This is a genomic window from Lentilactobacillus parabuchneri DSM 5707 = NBRC 107865 (assembly GCF_001435315.1).
Classification (GTDB): domain Bacteria; phylum Bacillota; class Bacilli; order Lactobacillales; family Lactobacillaceae; genus Lentilactobacillus; species Lentilactobacillus parabuchneri.
This window is the reverse complement of record NZ_AZGK01000018.1, coordinates 1-15,997: the sequence shown is the minus strand read 5'-3', so window position 1 is coordinate 15,997 and position 15,997 is coordinate 1. Positions and strand designations below refer to the sequence as shown.

At 44.8% G+C, this 15,997-nt stretch carries 13 protein-coding genes and 1 pseudogene; 8 read left to right on the top strand and 6 right to left on the bottom strand.

What is annotated here, in order from left to right; genetic code table 11:
• Positions 1–4: 4 nt before the first annotated feature.
• From FC51_RS10760 to FC51_RS10745, 5 genes and pseudogenes are all read left to right on the top strand, one after another.
• Positions 5–1,435, top strand: a complete 1,431-nt coding sequence (locus tag FC51_RS10760; RefSeq protein ID WP_057909025.1) for an o-succinylbenzoate--CoA ligase — start codon at positions 5–7, stop codon at positions 1,433–1,435.
• Positions 1,436–1,610: 175 nt separating this feature from the next.
• Positions 1,611–2,708: an agmatine deiminase gene (gene aguA, locus FC51_RS10755; protein ID WP_057909024.1), complete on the top strand. Its 1,098-nt coding sequence runs from the start codon at positions 1,611–1,613 to the stop codon at positions 2,706–2,708.
• Positions 2,709–2,720: 12 nt separating this feature from the next.
• Positions 2,721–2,816, top strand: a pseudogene (locus tag FC51_RS12295) (carbamate kinase); the annotation flags it as partial.
• Positions 2,817–2,851: 35 nt separating this feature from the next.
• The gene (locus FC51_RS10750) at positions 2,852–3,130 is read left to right on the top strand and encodes an SIS domain-containing protein (RefSeq protein ID WP_235806485.1); all 279 of its coding nucleotides are present in this window, start codon (positions 2,852–2,854) and stop codon (positions 3,128–3,130) included.
• Between the two features lie 96 nt (positions 3,131–3,226).
• Positions 3,227–4,732: a hypothetical protein gene (locus tag FC51_RS10745; RefSeq protein ID WP_057909023.1), complete on the top strand. Its 1,506-nt coding sequence runs from the start codon at positions 3,227–3,229 to the stop codon at positions 4,730–4,732.
• 70 nt (positions 4,733–4,802) lie between these two features.
• Here the strand turns inward: FC51_RS10745 and rpmG are convergent, their stop codons facing one another.
• From rpmG to FC51_RS10715, 6 genes are all read right to left on the bottom strand, one after another.
• Positions 4,803–4,952: a 50S ribosomal protein L33 gene (gene rpmG, locus FC51_RS10740; RefSeq protein ID WP_057909022.1), complete on the bottom strand. Its 150-nt coding sequence runs from the start codon at positions 4,950–4,952 to the stop codon at positions 4,803–4,805.
• A 79-nt stretch (positions 4,953–5,031) separates the two neighbouring features.
• Positions 5,032–6,315 carry an FAD-binding oxidoreductase gene (locus tag FC51_RS10735; protein ID WP_057909021.1) on the bottom strand — a complete coding sequence of 428 codons (1,284 nt, stop codon included), beginning with the start codon at positions 6,313–6,315 and terminating at the stop codon, positions 5,032–5,034.
• Positions 6,309–7,091, bottom strand: a complete 783-nt coding sequence (locus FC51_RS10730; RefSeq protein WP_057909020.1) for an FAD:protein FMN transferase — start codon at positions 7,089–7,091, stop codon at positions 6,309–6,311. The genes FC51_RS10735 and FC51_RS10730 overlap by 7 nt, the downstream gene beginning before the upstream one ends.
• A 6-nt stretch (positions 7,092–7,097) precedes the next feature.
• Positions 7,098–7,571, bottom strand: a complete 474-nt coding sequence (locus FC51_RS10725) for an FMN-binding protein (RefSeq protein WP_057909019.1) — start codon at positions 7,569–7,571, stop codon at positions 7,098–7,100.
• Positions 7,572–7,985: 414 nt separating this feature from the next.
• A complete protein-coding gene (locus FC51_RS10720) occupies positions 7,986–9,809 on the bottom strand; it encodes a heavy metal translocating P-type ATPase (RefSeq protein ID WP_057909898.1) in 1,824 nt (607 codons plus the stop codon).
• A 204-nt stretch (positions 9,810–10,013) separates the two neighbouring features.
• On the bottom strand, positions 10,014–10,883 hold the full coding sequence (locus FC51_RS10715; RefSeq protein ID WP_057909899.1) for an aldo/keto reductase: 870 nt from the start codon (positions 10,881–10,883) through the stop codon (positions 10,014–10,016).
• Between the two features lie 249 nt (positions 10,884–11,132).
• Between FC51_RS10715 and FC51_RS10710 the strand changes: the two genes are divergently transcribed.
• Genes FC51_RS10710 through ppx form a run of 3 tightly spaced genes read left to right on the top strand, consistent with a single transcriptional unit; the run spans position 11,133 to position 15,789 of the window.
• Positions 11,133–12,677 (top strand): Ppx/GppA phosphatase family protein, encoded by a 1,545-nt coding sequence (locus tag FC51_RS10710; protein WP_057909900.1) that lies wholly within the window; start codon positions 11,133–11,135, stop codon positions 12,675–12,677.
• Entirely contained in the window at positions 12,674–14,851 is a 2,178-nt protein-coding gene (locus FC51_RS10705) for an RNA degradosome polyphosphate kinase (RefSeq protein ID WP_057909901.1), read from the top strand. Before FC51_RS10710 ends, FC51_RS10705 begins: the two co-directional genes overlap by 4 nt.
• Complete coding sequence (ppx, locus tag FC51_RS10700) at positions 14,851–15,789, top strand: exopolyphosphatase (protein WP_057909902.1); 939 nt, start codon at positions 14,851–14,853, stop codon at positions 15,787–15,789. Before FC51_RS10705 ends, ppx begins: the two co-directional genes overlap by 1 nt.
• Positions 15,790–15,997 lie beyond the last annotated feature (208 nt).

The window sequence follows — 15,997 nt, the reverse complement described above, 5'->3', positions numbered from 1 at the left end:
GGCGTTGGATAATTGGATTTTAAAACAAGCACTGATTTCACCAGCCAAACTTGCGGTCGATGATGGCCAGACGCGGCTCACGTTTGCTGAGTTGAAGTCACGAGTTGAAGTGACTGCTGGGAAATTGCTGGCATCTCCTGCCGTAAAAGGCAAGCGGGTTGCGATGATGACTAGAAATTCGTTGGCCGGCTATCTGATGGCACTGGCGGTTTTAGGCACTGGAAAGACGATTGTTTGGATTAACTGGCGCTTATCAGATGAAGAAATTGGCCGTCAACTAACCGACAGTCAAGCAGCGGTGTGTTTGGTCGACGATGCACTTTGGCGATCCGATTTTCGGGCCCCATTTATGAAATTCAGTGCGCTGGAGCAAAGCGATGCCCAGCCCCATCAATTGGTGGACCAGTTTAACAACGCAGATGTCGCAAGTATTATGTACACGTCGGGAACGACTGGTGCACCAAAGGGCGTGATGCAAACCTTTGGCAACCACTTTGCCTCAGCCGTTTCATCATCGCTTAACCTTGGGTTGACTGGACATGACGAATGGCTTTGTGCAGTGCCAATTTTTCACATTAGTGGCTTTTCGATTATGATGCGGGGGTTGATTTATGGGATGACGGTCCGGCTGATTGACCACTTTGACCCGGTTGTCGTTGACCATATTTTAACCACCGAACCGATTTCGACAATTTCGGTTGTGCCTTATATGCTCAAAAAGCTCTTGGATTTGCGGCGTGACCAGCGCAATGTTTATAACCCGTATTTTAGATGCATGTTACTGGGCGGCGGGCCAATTGACCTTGAAACGTTGAAGGACTGTCGTCAATTACAAATTCCGGTTGTTCAATCGTACGGCATGACGGAGACCTGTTCGCAGATTGTTGCCCTAAATGATGCAGATGCCGATTCACGGATTGGTTCTGTCGGCAAACCGCTGTTTTTGACCCAACTTAAATTAGCAGAAAGAAATCAGGAAGTGTTATTGAAAACACCGGCACTGACGGTTGGTTATTTAAATCGACCCCAGGCATTACCTGACAAGTTGACCGCCGATGGGTGGTATCGGACAGGTGATATTGGCCATTTTGACAGCGACGGCTTTTTATATATTGATGGACGGATCGACGACATGATTATTTCTGGTGGTGAGAACATTTTCCCCGATGAAATTGAATCGGTTTATCTGCAACGTCCCGACGTTGATGGAATTGCGATTGTTGGCGTTGATGACGCAAAGTGGGGTCAACGCCCTGTCGCCTTTGTGGTAGGGAATCAACCAATTTCTGAACCGGAACTCATTCAATTTGGCCGCCAAAGATTGGCTCACTATAAGGTTCCAAAGCAATTTATTCAAATTGACCAGTTGCCAATGAATGCCGGTGGCAAAGTACAGCGATTCAAATTAAAGCAGCGAATTGATGCATCTCTTTGAGTTTGGTTTAAGAGTGTTTGAATTGACGGCGCAGCAAATCATATGGCATAATAATGGTACAAAGTAGACAAATAATCACAAAAAAGGGAACCCGGTCCGGGGTTCCCTTTTTTAAAATGTTGTATATTTTTAAGTGAAAACCAACAACTCGATTTAACGTAAGGAGCAAAATACGATGAAAACTGTACAATCATCACCTAAAAAAGACGGCTTCAGAATGCCCGGCGAATTTGAACATCATAAGGGTGTCTACATTCTCTGGCCAGAACGACCGGACAACTGGCGTAATGGCGCAAAACCCGCACAGCATACATTTGTCAATGTTGCCAAAGCAATTTCTCAGTTTGAACACGTCACAGTTGGCGTTTCCGATGCGCAGTATGCCAACGCGCGTCATATGTTACCCGACAACGTTGAAGTGATTGAAATCTCCAGTGACGATGCTTGGATCCGTGATTGTGGCCCAAGCTTCGTGGTCAATGACGAAGGCGAACTTCGCGGCGTTGACTGGACCTTCAACTCATGGGGCGGCCTGGTTGATGGCCTGTACTTCCCATGGGATAAGGATGACCGGGTTGCTCAAAAAGTCACTGAACTTGAGCACGCCGACCGTTACCGTTTGGACGACTTCATTTTGGAAGGCGGATCAATTCACGTTGATGGTGAAGGAACCTTGATTACGACCGAAGAATGCCTGCTTTCCAAAGGTCGAAATTCACAATTATCAAAAGAACAAATTGAAAATGTTTTAAAAGAATACTTGAACCTGGATAAGGTGATTTGGCTCAAGCGGGGCATTTATTTGGATGAAACCAACGGTCACGTTGACAACATCGCTAACTTTGTGAAGCCTGGGGTTGTTGCCTTAGCTTGGACTGATGACAAGAATGACCCACAATACGAAATTTCAAAGGAAAACTACGACATTTTGAGCAACGCAACGGATGCCCGTGGTCGAAAGATTCAAGTTGAAAAGCTGTATGTGCCAAAGCCGGTTATGATCACCAAAGAAGAAAGCGAAGGCGTTGACGCCGTTGACGGCAGCTTACCGCGTCTTGAAGGCGACCGTCTTGCAGCCAGCTACGTCAACTACTACACCGCAAATGGTGGGATTGTCTTTCCAACTTTCAACGATCCAAATGATCAAAAGGCAGAAGAAACCCTGAAACGGTTGTATCCGGATCGCAAAGTCATTGGGGTTCCTGCCCGCGAAATTTTACTCGGTGGTGGTAATATTCATTGCATCACCCAACAAGTGCCATCTGGCAGATAGGAGGAAGTCGTATTGGCTAAAATTGTTGTTGCATTAGGTGGCAATGCGATCCTTTCAAAGGACGCTTCGGCCGAAGCTCAAATGAAAGCAGTTAAGAAAACTGCCAAAGACGGTTGGCCTATCGAAACGTCAAGAAGGACGATGTGATCTTTGTTTTTGACTATGCAGGTGAAGACGATGAGCTGATTTCAATTATTCAAAATCTCCAGAGTCTCCAGAGTCAACGGCAGTACGCGATGCTTGTCTCAATTACCGGCGCCAATAATAATACCATCCAAAATATGAGTGATGAGAATTTGTATTTATTTACAGATGAACTCAAGGTTAGTGGCATTGACATGACGTCACACGTTTCATTGATTGTGATTATGGAGTTGTTGCTGTATCAGTTTATGGAGTATGAAAAATCAAACAAGTTATAGAAAGGGTTGGTTCTAAAAAAATGTTATCCTTTTTGATTAACTGTAAATAAATTATGATACAATTCACCTAAATAATGTTTCCACAAAGGAATAACAATGGGCAAGAGTCCACAACAAGAAGTATTTAAGAAGATTAATCAGGCAAAGACAGATGAGTTGAAAAAGGTATTACTAAACCTTAGCGCGCTTCATCCGCAAATGGCTCAGATGATTTTAGCGGTTTTCAATAATCAGCCAGTTGATCTGGAAGTCAAAACAGATGAGCAAGATCAATATGATTTTCCTCAGAACGAACGTGTAACGTCTGAAGAACTTCAGGTTGATGAAAAGGCAATTGAAAGTGAAATTCGACATATTAGGGGCGTTATCTCGAACGAAATTCGTATTGGGAATGAATCAGGTTGGACATATTCTGAAATTCAGCATTTAAATCACTTCTTTTTAGATTTCCTAACTGAGATTATCGGTCCCACAGGTCATGCTGAGGTTCCATTCCAGCTGGGGTTCCCATCATTATTGATAATCATTAAAAATTTGATGGTCGTCTATCGTGACAACACGTACGAAAATAACGACATCCTCCAAACCATCGAAGAGACGTTCGATGCTTTGGAGGAATTTGTTTTTCAGTATGCTGGGCGCCTAAATGTTAAATTGCAGAAGAAGTACTTAAAACAAGCTCTAAAACTATTTGGAAGCAACGCCTTCCAGGGATACGATAATTTACGATACGAATTCATCGAAAGTATTCATGAGATGATCACCCGAGATGTCGCAGATGAAGTGATTGCAGCTTCTGATAAACTGGTTAAAAATGCCGATTTTTGGGATAATGGTGATCGAAAAACGCAGCATATTATTTTGCGGATCATGATCGCCGTTCAAACTGGGCAGATAGGACTTGCTAAAGAGATTGCAACGGCAAATATGGATATTGATGATATTCGCCAGCAATGGGTTTCTTTTCTGGAGTCCCAGGAAAACTTTGACGAGGCTGAAAAGATTCTCCTTGAAGCTCCAAGAAATAATGCCTGGCAGAAAGAACGTTGGGATGATTCACTTACAGGACTATATGTGATGTCTGATCAAAAGGCCAAGGTGATTCCGCTTTTAAGGAAGCGTGTATTATCTCACCAGACAAATGCCTATGAACTTTACAAAAATATCATGATTGATGATAACTTGTGGGAGAAAATATATCCTAACTTCTTAAAAGAAATGGAGAAGAAACTCACTCGTTATGAGTTTGGCGATATTTTAGTAACGGAAAAAGAGTATTCAAAGCTGCTTGACCAGTTGAAAAAATATAATAGCGCACCAATGATCCGAAAGTATTTACCTGAGCTTTACCCACATAGGAAAAAAGAGGTCGCAGCACTCTACTATGATAAAGTTGTCGTACCTGAATCAAAAAAAGATTCTGCTAACGCGCCAAGGCAACTCCGAAAAGATTTGGATGACTTTTTCGAGGTCAGTGGTGATGGCAAACTTGTTCAGAGATGGATCAAACAGCTCCAATTACAATTGGCAGACAAACCTGAATTTCTTGAATTTCTTTCGCTGGCAACAAGAAATATTGAGATGTCAAAGAAGGATTATTGAAATTTGTTTATAAGACACTAAAAGCCGGAGATTTCTTTTCTCCGGCTTTTAGTGTCTTAATATTTGGAATTTAGCTCTTTTTCTCTTCAAACAACACTCGTTTACGCAACTTTGGTGAATACTTCATTAACTTCAAGCGATCGGGGTTGTTTCGACGATTTTTTGATGTTAAGTATTCTTCACCAGTCTCTTTATTATGCATGACAACGTGAATTCTCATTGGTTTGCCTCCTTCATTATATCGTTACTGCTATCGTTACAAATATAAAGCAATCAGAAAATTTGTCAAGTTATGGTCGTTACCAGTCAAATTCTTCGGCATAAATTTGCCCGGATGAAGCGCCGTTCCGGAGGAGAACGCGCCGCCAATGCCGGGTCATTTTACTTGGTCCGCCCAACAGGAAAATGGTGTTGTCTTGCCCGTCCTTGGGTAGTTGACGGACAACCTCGGCGTCTTGAAATCGACCAACTTGCTGGAAAAGTCGAAACGTTGGCCGTTTCTGCCAGTCGGCTAACTTTTCTGGGTAAAGCAAATCCGACTGACGATGCGCGGTATAAAATAACTGGATATTGTCGTCCGGATGGCTGTCAATGATCGAGAGCAGCGGTACAACACCGATGCCACCGGCAATAATAACCATGTTTTGATACCCTGAATGTTCGGTTAAAAAGGGTTGATAACGTCCATACCCGCCGGTCACTTTAGCAGGCGTCCCCGGTTGAACTTGATCTAAAGACCGGGTGAAGTCGCCATCTCCGCGAATCGCTAAAATGAGCTTCGATGAATCTGTCGGGGAGTTGACCAATGAAAATGGGTGTAGTTCTGACAGCCCCTTGATGGTCGGAAATGAAACAAATATATAATCTCCAGGAAGTGCAGAAATCTTCGAGCTTGGTTGCAGTTCAAGCTCGCGAACGTTGTCGGCGATTCCCACATTATTTGTCAACGAAGCGTTTGAATTTCTGACCCAATTCTGGTATTTTGACCAGATGTAACTAACCAGTGTCAGACCGCTATACAGATAGAACCAAAACATAAATGGTTTGATCGCGACAACGTAGTTAATCAAAATGACGTGGATGAATACCAGTACAGTTGCGACCAGATTTAGCCGGTGAATCCAAATGGAAACTTCGTGTTTAAATAAAGGGGCCAGCCAAGATTTAACGAGCTGGACGATTTTTACTCGACTGGAGAGCCACCCCGCCATAAAAATCAGCGAGTAGCCAAGTAGGCTGAGTAATAACCAGTATGCCCAGTCCCCGGTGGTCTTAATCCAGCCCATGGACTCCGTCTGACTTTGGTGAAGGTAGGCGAGGAAAACGGCGGCGATACTCATCATGCCGTGAATTAGGTACATATTTGGCAAGCCGATGAGGCGGTCCAGCCATTTGGGTCGTGTGCTCAAATAGATGGCGACCAGCATCCAAGCGTAAGCAATCGCGCCAAAGTAAATTGCTTGAAATTCGTCAGCGTAAGCGGCGGGCAGCCCAACGGCGAGTGTTTGAATCATCGGCAGGGGGATGACGAACAAGATGATCGCCCAAGTCAGCCCGAGTGCGTAGTTGTGGGACTTTACCATGATTGAACGCTCCCTTCGGAAAAGTGGAGCTGTCCACGGCGGGCGTCAACCAGGACGCCGGTTAACTGATATTTTGCGATCAGCTTCAAAAGCATTTCGGTTCCGGCTGCCATTCCGGCAGTTGCCCAAGTATCCGCGAAAACGAGTGTGTCGCTGACGATGGTTACCTGCTGGAGTGAACTTCTCATTCGTTTGATGTGTTCACCTCTGCGGCTAATGCCCGACGTCGCGATTGCCTGATTTCTCAGCTCGTATTGGCCCAAGATCATGGTATCGTCGAAGGGATCTTCAATGCCAACCTGCCAGCGAAAGTCGGTCTGCTCATCAATGGCCACCACGATGTCGCCACCACCATTTAATGAAACGCCAACGATAGCCGGATCAGCAAGCAATGGCCGCAAACGTTGATCAAAAATCTGATTGATCGCCCAACCTTTAACGAGTCCGGTCGGATTGTAGTTGCCATCAAAGAACGGGTCAAAGTAGCCGTCGGTTTCTTGCCGAGCAATTTGGGCGAGACTAAAGACTTCGGCAAATGCTGTTGAGGTTAGTAGCGGCGAACCGTCGCCGGCACGAAATTGAGTTACCAACGAGGTTGATTTGAAAGGTGAGAAAGTCTCGTCAACGTCTGTCAAATCTGCAGTGATTTCAGATATTAATTCTTTAAATAGTTGGCTAAGTTCGGGAGCCTCGTCATTTAACGCAAGGCGAACGGTAAATGGAATTGTCATTTTATCGATCACGGCTGTTTTAAGTGGATAACTAGTTGTTTTCATCTCATCTCACCTGCCAGTCTGTTGCTGGTTCTGTTGATTACTTTGCTTGGCTTGATTTAAGGCATCTTGCAGAGACCCTTTAAAGCCGCGGTAGGTAACGGTAGCACCAGAAACGTGTTGAATATTGGCACTTTGGGCTTTAATTGCCTCTTGTTTATACGTGGGCAGAACTCTGCTGTTAATTTGTCTGGAACGGTCTTCTGAATCCGGGTATTTCAGGACGTCTACTTGCGTTAATTTACCACCTTGAATGACCGCCCGAACCTGAACAGTTCCCCATTCAGTACTGACGTCTTTTCCAGTAAACGTCCCGTTTTTGTAGGCTTTTGATTGAGTGGTTGAAGTGGTCGTTTTGGTTGGACTGGATTTTTCACGGGCTGTTGATAAATGTCTCGGTCCATTAAAGAACACGATATAGCTGTCAATTACCATCGAAATCGCAACGGTTAGCGACAGCAACAAGCCAATTATTTTTTTCATAGCAGCTTCACCTGGTCTTTCACGTTGGACAGCATGACTGATTCTCTTGAATTAACTGGATTGTACGCTCACAAATGCGAAAGCGCTAACAACTTACCTGTTTCTTAAGTAAACATCACCTTTCTTAACTGGATGTTAAAAATTAGTTTCTGTGGACATAAAAATCGGAGTGTGCCAAAAGGTGGGTTTGCTTCCGCCAAAGAGGCTTGGCATTTCATGGCCGGCGTAGCATAACCTAGAATGACTTTTTGAGCTAAAAGCTCGGAAAGTTATTCTAGGTTATGCCTAGGAAGCGGCCTTTTGGCACGCGTTCCGGCTATATAAAATTGAAAAAACAAGGGGCTGTTGGCAAAACGTTAGTTTTGTCACAGCCCCATTAGGAATAAAATTGAAAGCATTTATTGTATTTTTCGCTTACTGTGCAGGAACCAAATCAGCTTCCGGCTTGTCGCCGCCACGTGCTCTCAATGCCCAGAGAATGGTGACGGTATCAACCACTTCTTGAAGCATGGCCCCAATGATTGCAGGGATGACACCGAAGCTGGCAATTAACATCAAAATCGTACAAATGGCGATTCCGATTAAGACTGATTGACGGGCCACGTTCATGGTGTCGTCTGATATTTTAACGGCCTTTCCAACTAAGCTCAAATCGTCTTTGAGGACGACCGCATCTGCGGATTCACTGGCAGCTGTGGCCCCATGGGCACCCATGGCAATTCCAACATCGGCGGTTGCCAGAGACGGCGCGTCGTTGACACCATCGCCGACCATCACAATTGGCTTGAGCTTCTTGTCAACTTGTTTAATAACGGCAATTTTTTCTTGGGGAAGACGTTCCGCGTACACTTTATCGATACCGACGCTATCAGCAATTTCTTCAGCGATTGGTTTTCGGTCGCCAGAGATCATCATGATTTGTTCGACGCCCATTTGGTGAAGGCCATCCATTACGGATTTGGCTTCAGGACGGACCTCGTCAGAGAAGGAAACGTAGCCAACGTATTTTCCATCGACCGACACGTAAACCGTGGTTTGGTCGAGCGGATCGATGTGCTCTGATGAAACGTAAGCGGGCTTGCCGACTTTGACAATCTTGCCGTCAATGGTTGCCTGAACTCCTTCTGCAGTTGTTTCAATCACGTTTGTGGCGGCTGGAATCTTATCAGGGATGGCAGCAACCAGTGAACGGGCCAAAATATGGCTGGATTGCTGCTCGGTTCCGGCAGCGAGCGAAAGCACCTGTTCTTTGGTATAACCGTTAACGGCGTGCACTTGGTCAACCGTTAAATGCCCTTTGGTAATCGTTCCGGTCTTATCAAAGGCAAAAGTCTTAGCGTTGCCTAATTTTTCGATGATCGTTCCACTTTTAACGATAATCCCGCTTCGGCTGGCCCGGCTCATTCCGGAGACCAACGCAATTGGGGCGGCTAAAATGAGCGGACAAGGTGAGGCGACAACCAGCACTTCAGCGAAACGTACCGGATCGCCGGAAATATACCAGGCCATCCCGGCAATGATGTAGGCCATCAATGTAAATGGGACGGCGTATCGGTCGGCCATTCTGACAAAATGGGCAGGAGTGCTTTCCGCCTGCTTAACCAGTCGGATGATATTTTGGTACTGACTGTCATCGGCAGTTTTATCGGCGATCATATCAAATGATGAGTCGCCGTTGATTGCGCCGGACATGACCGTTTGGCCGACCATTTTGTCAATTGGACGAGACTCACCGGTCAGCGAGGACTCGTCCACGGTTGTAACGCCTTCAGTAATCGTCCCATCAACTGGAATGACTTCACCGGGTTTGACAACGATTCTATCGCCAACCTTTACTTGGTCAATTCGGACGTCTTCAATATTATCGCCATTAAGCAGATGAGCTGACTGTGGCGAGTTTTCCAGCAGTGACTGCAGCTCGGAATTCGCCTTGTTGGCAGCGTAATCTTCAAGTGCGTCACCACCAGTCAGCATCAACAACACGATCAGGGCAGCCCAGTATTCGCCAACTGCAATTGTGGCGATCACCGCAGTGATTGCCAGTAGGTCAACACCAAATTTTCCGGACCGCAATGTTTTGACCATGTCAATGAACATGAGTAAAGCGATCAGGGATCCGAGTGTTGAAATGACAATTTGCGCATACATTGGCAAGTTCAGAGCAAATTGCAGTATCAAGGCAATTACGCCAACCAGCAAAACGCCAATCAGCCGTGTATAGTTCGATAGTTTGTTCATAGGGAGCCCTCCAATCGTTTCTAATCTTCTATCTAGATTATAACAATTCTAAAGTAGAAAGGCGAGTTATAACTATTGTGAACTGAACATTATTAATGGATAAAAATAAAGGTCGAAGCAAAACTAACCGTTTTGCTTCGACCAGTCTGGAGGTTACTTAGCTGAATTGTGCGCTAAATAGCAGACTTCTGTTGACCCTAATCTTTATTTTGCAAGGTTACTTAATTGCTCGAAATCGGCATCGCTTAACGTTACGTTTGCTGCGGCAACGTTGTCTTCCAGATGTTCAATCGAACTGGTTCCTGGAATTGGTAGGATATTTGGTGAACGTTTCAATAACCAGGCCAAGGCAATCTGAGCTTCAGAGACGCCATACTTCTTGGCAATGGAACTCAGCGGACTGTCATTTCCAACCAGCTTTCCGGTATCCAATGGGAACCATGGTAAAAAGGCCATGTTTTGGGACTCGGCATAGTCGACCACGTCATCATCCTTGTGATTGCCAACGTTGTACAGGTTTTCAACCGCATCGATTTGTGCGTACTTTTGGGCTTCTTTAATTTGATCCACGGTGACTTGGCTCAAACCAATGTGTTTAATCTTGCCTTCATCCTGCAGCTTCTTGAGTTCGCCAACTTGCTCGGCGATTGGGAAGTGAGTGTCAATTCGGTGAAGGAAGACCAAATCTTCGTGATCAATTCCCAGGGTCATCATTGAGACTTCAACTTGCTGTCTCAAGTAATTGGGTTCACCATGTGGTGTCCAAATGCCAGGACCCTGACGTGTTTGACCAACCTTATCTGAAATGAAAATTTTGTCGCGGTTGGCAGCACCTTTCAGTCCATCGGCCAAATAACGATCAGCGAACCAAGGACCATAGGAGTCGGCTGTATCGAAGAAATTAATTCCCAGCTCAGTTGCCCGGGTCACAACATCAGCGGCATGAGCAGGATCCGAATATGGTCCCCAAGTACCCTTACCAGTTAACTGCATTGTGCCGTATCCGAGTCGGTTCACAATAAATTGGTCATCAAACTTGTATGTTCCGGCGTTTGCTGCATTAAGTTCAGTCATCAAATACACTTCTTTCTTGATGAATTATTTGATACAGAGTTATTTTCAAACTTGTGGGTTTTGATGTCAAACAAAGCGATTGTTAATTTTAGACTTTGATGACGTTAGTTTTACCAAAATTCAGAAAAGCTTTTAATTTAAGCGATTTGAATCGGCCAACGTCTTATAAAATATTGTATACTTACGTTGATAAGAGAGTTTGGGATTAGGTGTTTTTTAATTGGGAAATCCACACAGAAGGTGAAGAAGATGGCAGCGAAATATTATGGCGTTATCATGGTGAACGTTCAAGGCTTGGAACTGTTAATTGTGAATTTGAAGAGTCTGAAACCCTTGGAACACGTCAAAAAAGAGATTAATCTTGGTGATGATGTTTATCAGGACCAACCGGTCAAATATGAATCGGTTAGTCGAGTGTCCGAGGCGCTAACGGGTTTTGTTCAGATTTTGAACGATTATGGTGTGACAAATTATAAGCTATTTGGAAGTAGTGCGCTTCATCAGGCGATGAACTCAGATTTTATTGCCGATCAATTATTTCTCCATACCGGAATGACGATTGAATGGCTTTCATCTAATGAAGAGACTTATTTTCGGAATCAGAATATTTCCATTGAATTGGGAAACGATAAACAAAACGAAAAGCGGACGGTCTTTTTGGTTGGGATTACGTCTGGAAATACTGCGATTACTGAATTCAAAAAAGGCAAATTTGTGGACGCCACTAGTTTTGCCTTAGGGCCAATCAAGATTGCCGAGGATTTGCAAAGCTTGCGCCAGACTGCACCAAGTTCGATTGGGTTATTGAACGACTACATTGATTCCAAGTTGAATGATTTTTACATTGGTCATCCATCAAGTGTGGTTTCAGATGCCGCCCCAAGCAAGATTATTCTGTTGGGGTCGCTGCCGCTTCAACAACTGGTTAAAAATTATGAAAACGCTGATGTCGGAGATACTATCACTGCCAGTCAGTTTATCTCACTCGTTGACGATTTGGTCGATGCGTCCGATCAGTTCTTGATCGAGCGACTGCAGGTTTCTTCCGATTACATTCCGATGGTACTGCCGGAACTGCTGCTAACCCGACGAATTTTACGCTTAACCAACGCTGCTGAAATTGGGTTTTCCAATTCGGGAGTCGTTGATGGCTTAGTCAATCAAGCCTCAACGGAACTTGGCTACTCCAAACGTGACTTTACACCAGAAATTATCAAGATGGCCCTCAATATCTCTGGCCATTATGACGTTGAGCCGGTTCACCGAGATTTGGTAACCAAGTTTTCCCTTCACTTATTTGATCAGCTCAAGCCCCTTCATCAATTGGGGCGCCGTGAACGGATTTTGCTGCAAGTCGCTTCGATTCTCCATGATGTCGGCAATTACGTTGGGATTCATGAGCATTATTTACATTCAGAATATATTATTTTACATTCAGAAATTATTGGCTTATCCAGGGACGACATTCGCGTCATCGCTGCGATTGCCCGTTACCACAGTTCCACGACTCCCAATGAAGATCTGATTCATTTCCAGCATATCTCTGCTGAAAGCCGGCGCTTGATCTCCAAGCTTGCTGCCATCTTGCGTTTAGCTGACGCCTTAGACGATGACCGTCAGCAGAAAATCAAAAAGATTTCTGTTTCGATTAAGGAATCCAAAGTGGTCATTACCGTCTTCAGCAATGCCAATCTGGCGTATGAGAATTGGGTCTTTAACCAAAAGAGTCACTTCTTCACCGAAGCATATGGATATGAAGCCGTTCTCAAACAAAGAGGTGTAAAAGCGAAATGACAGACAAAATTGATTTTAAAAATCCCAAGTACTATAACAACCGGGAATTAAGCTGGCTGGACTTTAATGAGCGCGTCCTTGAAGAAGCACGTGACAAGAATAATCCATTGCTTGAACGGGTGAAGTTTTTGGGCATTACCCAGAGCAATCTGGACGAATGGGTCATGGTCCGGGTCGCTTCACTGGCAAAATTAGTTGAAGTTAAATGGGATGGCCGTGATTCATCCGGTCGTTCAGCCGAAGAGCAGTTACGAGACGTCAATGTTAAGGCGCATGAAATGCTGGTTCGACAATACAGTACCTTGAACCGCTCGTTATTACCTGCGCTCAGTCAGGTCGGAATTCACTTGCTGAAGGTTGGCGATTTAACGCCGCAACAGTATCAATTTATTAAGGGTTACTTTCATGATGAACTGTACCCGGTTTTGACGCCCATGGCTGACGATAGTTCACGGCCATTTCCGTTCATTAATAATGATTCATTGAACTTGTCGCTTCGCTTGAATAAAAAGGGCGATGAGGACGGCAAGACCCTGTACGCGACACTTCAAGTGCCAAGCATTTTCTCTCGGGTCGTCAAGCTTCCGGGCAATGATAATGATTTTATTTTAATTGAAGATATTATTAAGCAATTTGTTGACCAACTGTTCATCAACTATACGATTAAAGAAGTTTCGATTTTCCGCGTTATTCGGGACATGGATTTGGATGTCGCCGAAGAAGATACCTCGGATTTGCTCAAGAAGGTCCAGCAACAGCTTAAATTGCGGGAGCATGGCCAAGTCATTCGTTTGGAAGTCGATTCGACCATTAGCAACAAGCTGCGCAAGCGACTGGTTAAAGAGCTCCAGACAGCCGAAGATTCAGTGTATGAAGTTAATGGTCCGCTGGATCTGACATTTTTGAGCAAGCTTGCCGGCAAAGTGGTGGGCCACGATGACTTGAAATACCAGCCATACAAGCCATATCAACCGCAAGCACTGGATTCGGATCATAATATTTTTGATGCGATTCAAAAACACGATTGGTTGATGCAACACCCATACGATAAATTTGATTCGGTTGTGGAATTTATCCGTCAAGCCTCCATCGATAGTGAAGTGTTGGCGATTAAGATGACGCTGTATCGGGTTTCCGGTGACTCACCAATCATCAAGTACCTTGGCAGAGCAGCTCAAAATGGGAAGCAAGTGACCGTTTTGGTTGAAGTTAAGGCCCGGTTTGATGAGGAAAATAACGTTCATTGGGCCCGTCAGCTGGAAAAGATGGGCTGCCACGTTATCTATGGGCTCGTTGGGCTCAAGACCCACTCGAAGCTCTCACTGGTTGTTCGCCGGGAAGAAAATGGGATTCGCCGCTACGTTCATATGGGAACCGGGAACTACAACGACGTTACCGCCCACTTCTATACCGATTTGGGGCTCTTAACCTGCAACACGGATATTGGCATTGACGTGACGAACATTTTCAATATGTTGTCAGGATATTCTCGACCACCCTATTTCCACCAACTTCATATTTCACCAAACGGGATTCGAGAATTTATCACCGAACGATTATCCGAAGCCATTAAGCGCGCCAAGCAAGGCGAGTCGGTTCATGTTCAAATGAAGATGAATTCGTTGTCCGATCAAGACATGATTGCCAAGTTGTACGAGGCCTCCCATGCTGGGGTGGCCGTTGACTTGATTATTAGAGGAATCTGCTGCTTGAAGACTGGGATTAAAGGGGTCAGTGACAATATTACCGTTCATTCAATTGTTGGGCGATTCCTTGAGCACAGCCGGATTTATATGTTTAATTTTGATGGGGAACAGGAAGTTTATTTATCAAGTGCCGACTTGATGACTCGGAATTTAAACCGCCGAGTTGAACAACTTTTCCCAGTTCTTCAGCCCGATCTGGCGCAACGAGTAGTGGACATCTATAACACAATGTGGAATGATAATGTTAAGACTCGAACGTTGGACAAAGACGGTGTTTATAAGCGGGTTGATCGACGAGGACGTGAACCGTTGAATTCTCAAGAGCTGTTTGCTGCCGAAGCAACCAGACTGACAGAACTCCAGCAAAGTGAAGCACGTCCCAAGAGTGGTGCTCAGTTCCAACCGATGATGAGCCCACAAAATCAGCCCGATCCGTTCAATGATGAAGATGGGAGCGACAACCAGTAATGGAAAATCTCGCGGTGATTGATTTAGGTTCCAACTCGGTACGAATGACGATTAGTCGTATTAGTAGTGATGGAACGTATGAGACTGTAGCTGAGGAAAAACAGTACGTCCGCTTATCGGAAAATATGGGTGCTGAAAAAATTTTGCAGCCAGAGGCGATTGAACGAACGATAACGGCTTTAAAGTCCTTTAAGGACATCTATTCCAAGTTGGATCACTTAAGGATTAAGGCAGTGGCGACGGCAGCTGTTCGCCAAGCAACCAATCAGAAGCAATTTTTAAAACGAGTTAAAAATGATATTGGAATTAATCTGGATGTCATTTCAGGATCCAAAGAAGCGTATTTTGACTATGTGGGCGTCAGCGAGACGCTGCCGGCAACCAATGCGGTGATCATCGATACCGGTGGCGCAAGTGCGGAGATCGTTTTGGTCCAAAATGGCAAGGTCAGTAACTTAATTAGTATTCCAATTGGTTCAGTGACCTTATCAGCGAAATTTGATTTGGCGGACGAGATTTCGGCCAAAGAAGTCTTTAAAGCGATGCTTTTTGTGAATAAGATTTTTCAAAGTGTCTGGTGGCTCAGAAATGGGCTGAACCTGCCGATTATCGGCTTGGGTGGCAGTAACCGGACGTTGGCTAAAATCAATCGCCGCTTTAATAACCTCCTTGATACCAATGATATCCACGGCTACCAGCTGCGAGATGACTCGATCAACGAGACGTTTGAACGGATCATCGCAATGAATTTAGAGGAACGTAAAAAGGTTCCTGGGATTAACAAGGAACGGGCTGACATTATTGTTGGTGGTTTGATTCCAGTTATTCTATTAATGAATTATTTGGATTCAGATCGAATCATGTTTTCAACCAGTGGTTTGCGTGAAGGCATTTTGTTTGAGCGATTACATGATGTGATTCAGGAAAATATTTTGTAGCATTTCGAGAGTGTGAGCATAGCGGTTAGCTTCCAGAGTATCATTGGCTTAAATGGTCGGAATTAGCCGCTTGCCAAGTAGGCTAGGCAGGCGTTCAGCCGGCCGTCGTCGAACGCTTTAGCCGAATAATATGGCAGCACCAAAAAGAGGCAGGACCAAAAGTATCAGCTTTTGGCCCTGCCTCTTTTTCTACGTTTAGTCAAGTAAA

Excerpts from the sequence above, each read along its gene's own strand:
- FC51_RS10730 (WP_057909020.1), bottom strand. The coding sequence starts at position 7,091 with ATGAAAACAACTAGTTATCCACTTAAAACAGCCGTGATCGATAAAATG.
- FC51_RS10705 (WP_057909901.1), top strand. The coding sequence starts at position 12,674 with ATGACAGACAAAATTGATTTTAAAAATCCCAAGTACTATAACAACCGG.
- FC51_RS10720 (WP_057909898.1), bottom strand. The coding sequence starts at position 9,809 with ATGAACAAACTATCGAACTATACACGGCTGATTGGCGTTTTGCTGGTT.
- rpmG (WP_057909022.1), bottom strand. The coding sequence starts at position 4,952 with ATGAGAATTCACGTTGTCATGCATAATAAAGAGACTGGTGAAGAATAC.
- FC51_RS10745 (WP_057909023.1), top strand. The coding sequence starts at position 3,227 with ATGGGCAAGAGTCCACAACAAGAAGTATTTAAGAAGATTAATCAGGCA.
- ppx (WP_057909902.1), top strand. The coding sequence starts at position 14,851 with ATGGAAAATCTCGCGGTGATTGATTTAGGTTCCAACTCGGTACGAATG.
- FC51_RS10715 (WP_057909899.1), bottom strand. The coding sequence starts at position 10,883 with ATGACTGAACTTAATGCAGCAAACGCCGGAACATACAAGTTTGATGAC.
- FC51_RS10735 (WP_057909021.1), bottom strand. The coding sequence starts at position 6,315 with ATGGTAAAGTCCCACAACTACGCACTCGGGCTGACTTGGGCGATCATC.
- FC51_RS10725 (WP_057909019.1), bottom strand. The coding sequence starts at position 7,571 with ATGAAAAAAATAATTGGCTTGTTGCTGTCGCTAACCGTTGCGATTTCG.
- aguA (WP_057909024.1), top strand. The coding sequence starts at position 1,611 with ATGAAAACTGTACAATCATCACCTAAAAAAGACGGCTTCAGAATGCCC.
- FC51_RS10710 (WP_057909900.1), top strand. The coding sequence starts at position 11,133 with ATGGCAGCGAAATATTATGGCGTTATCATGGTGAACGTTCAAGGCTTG.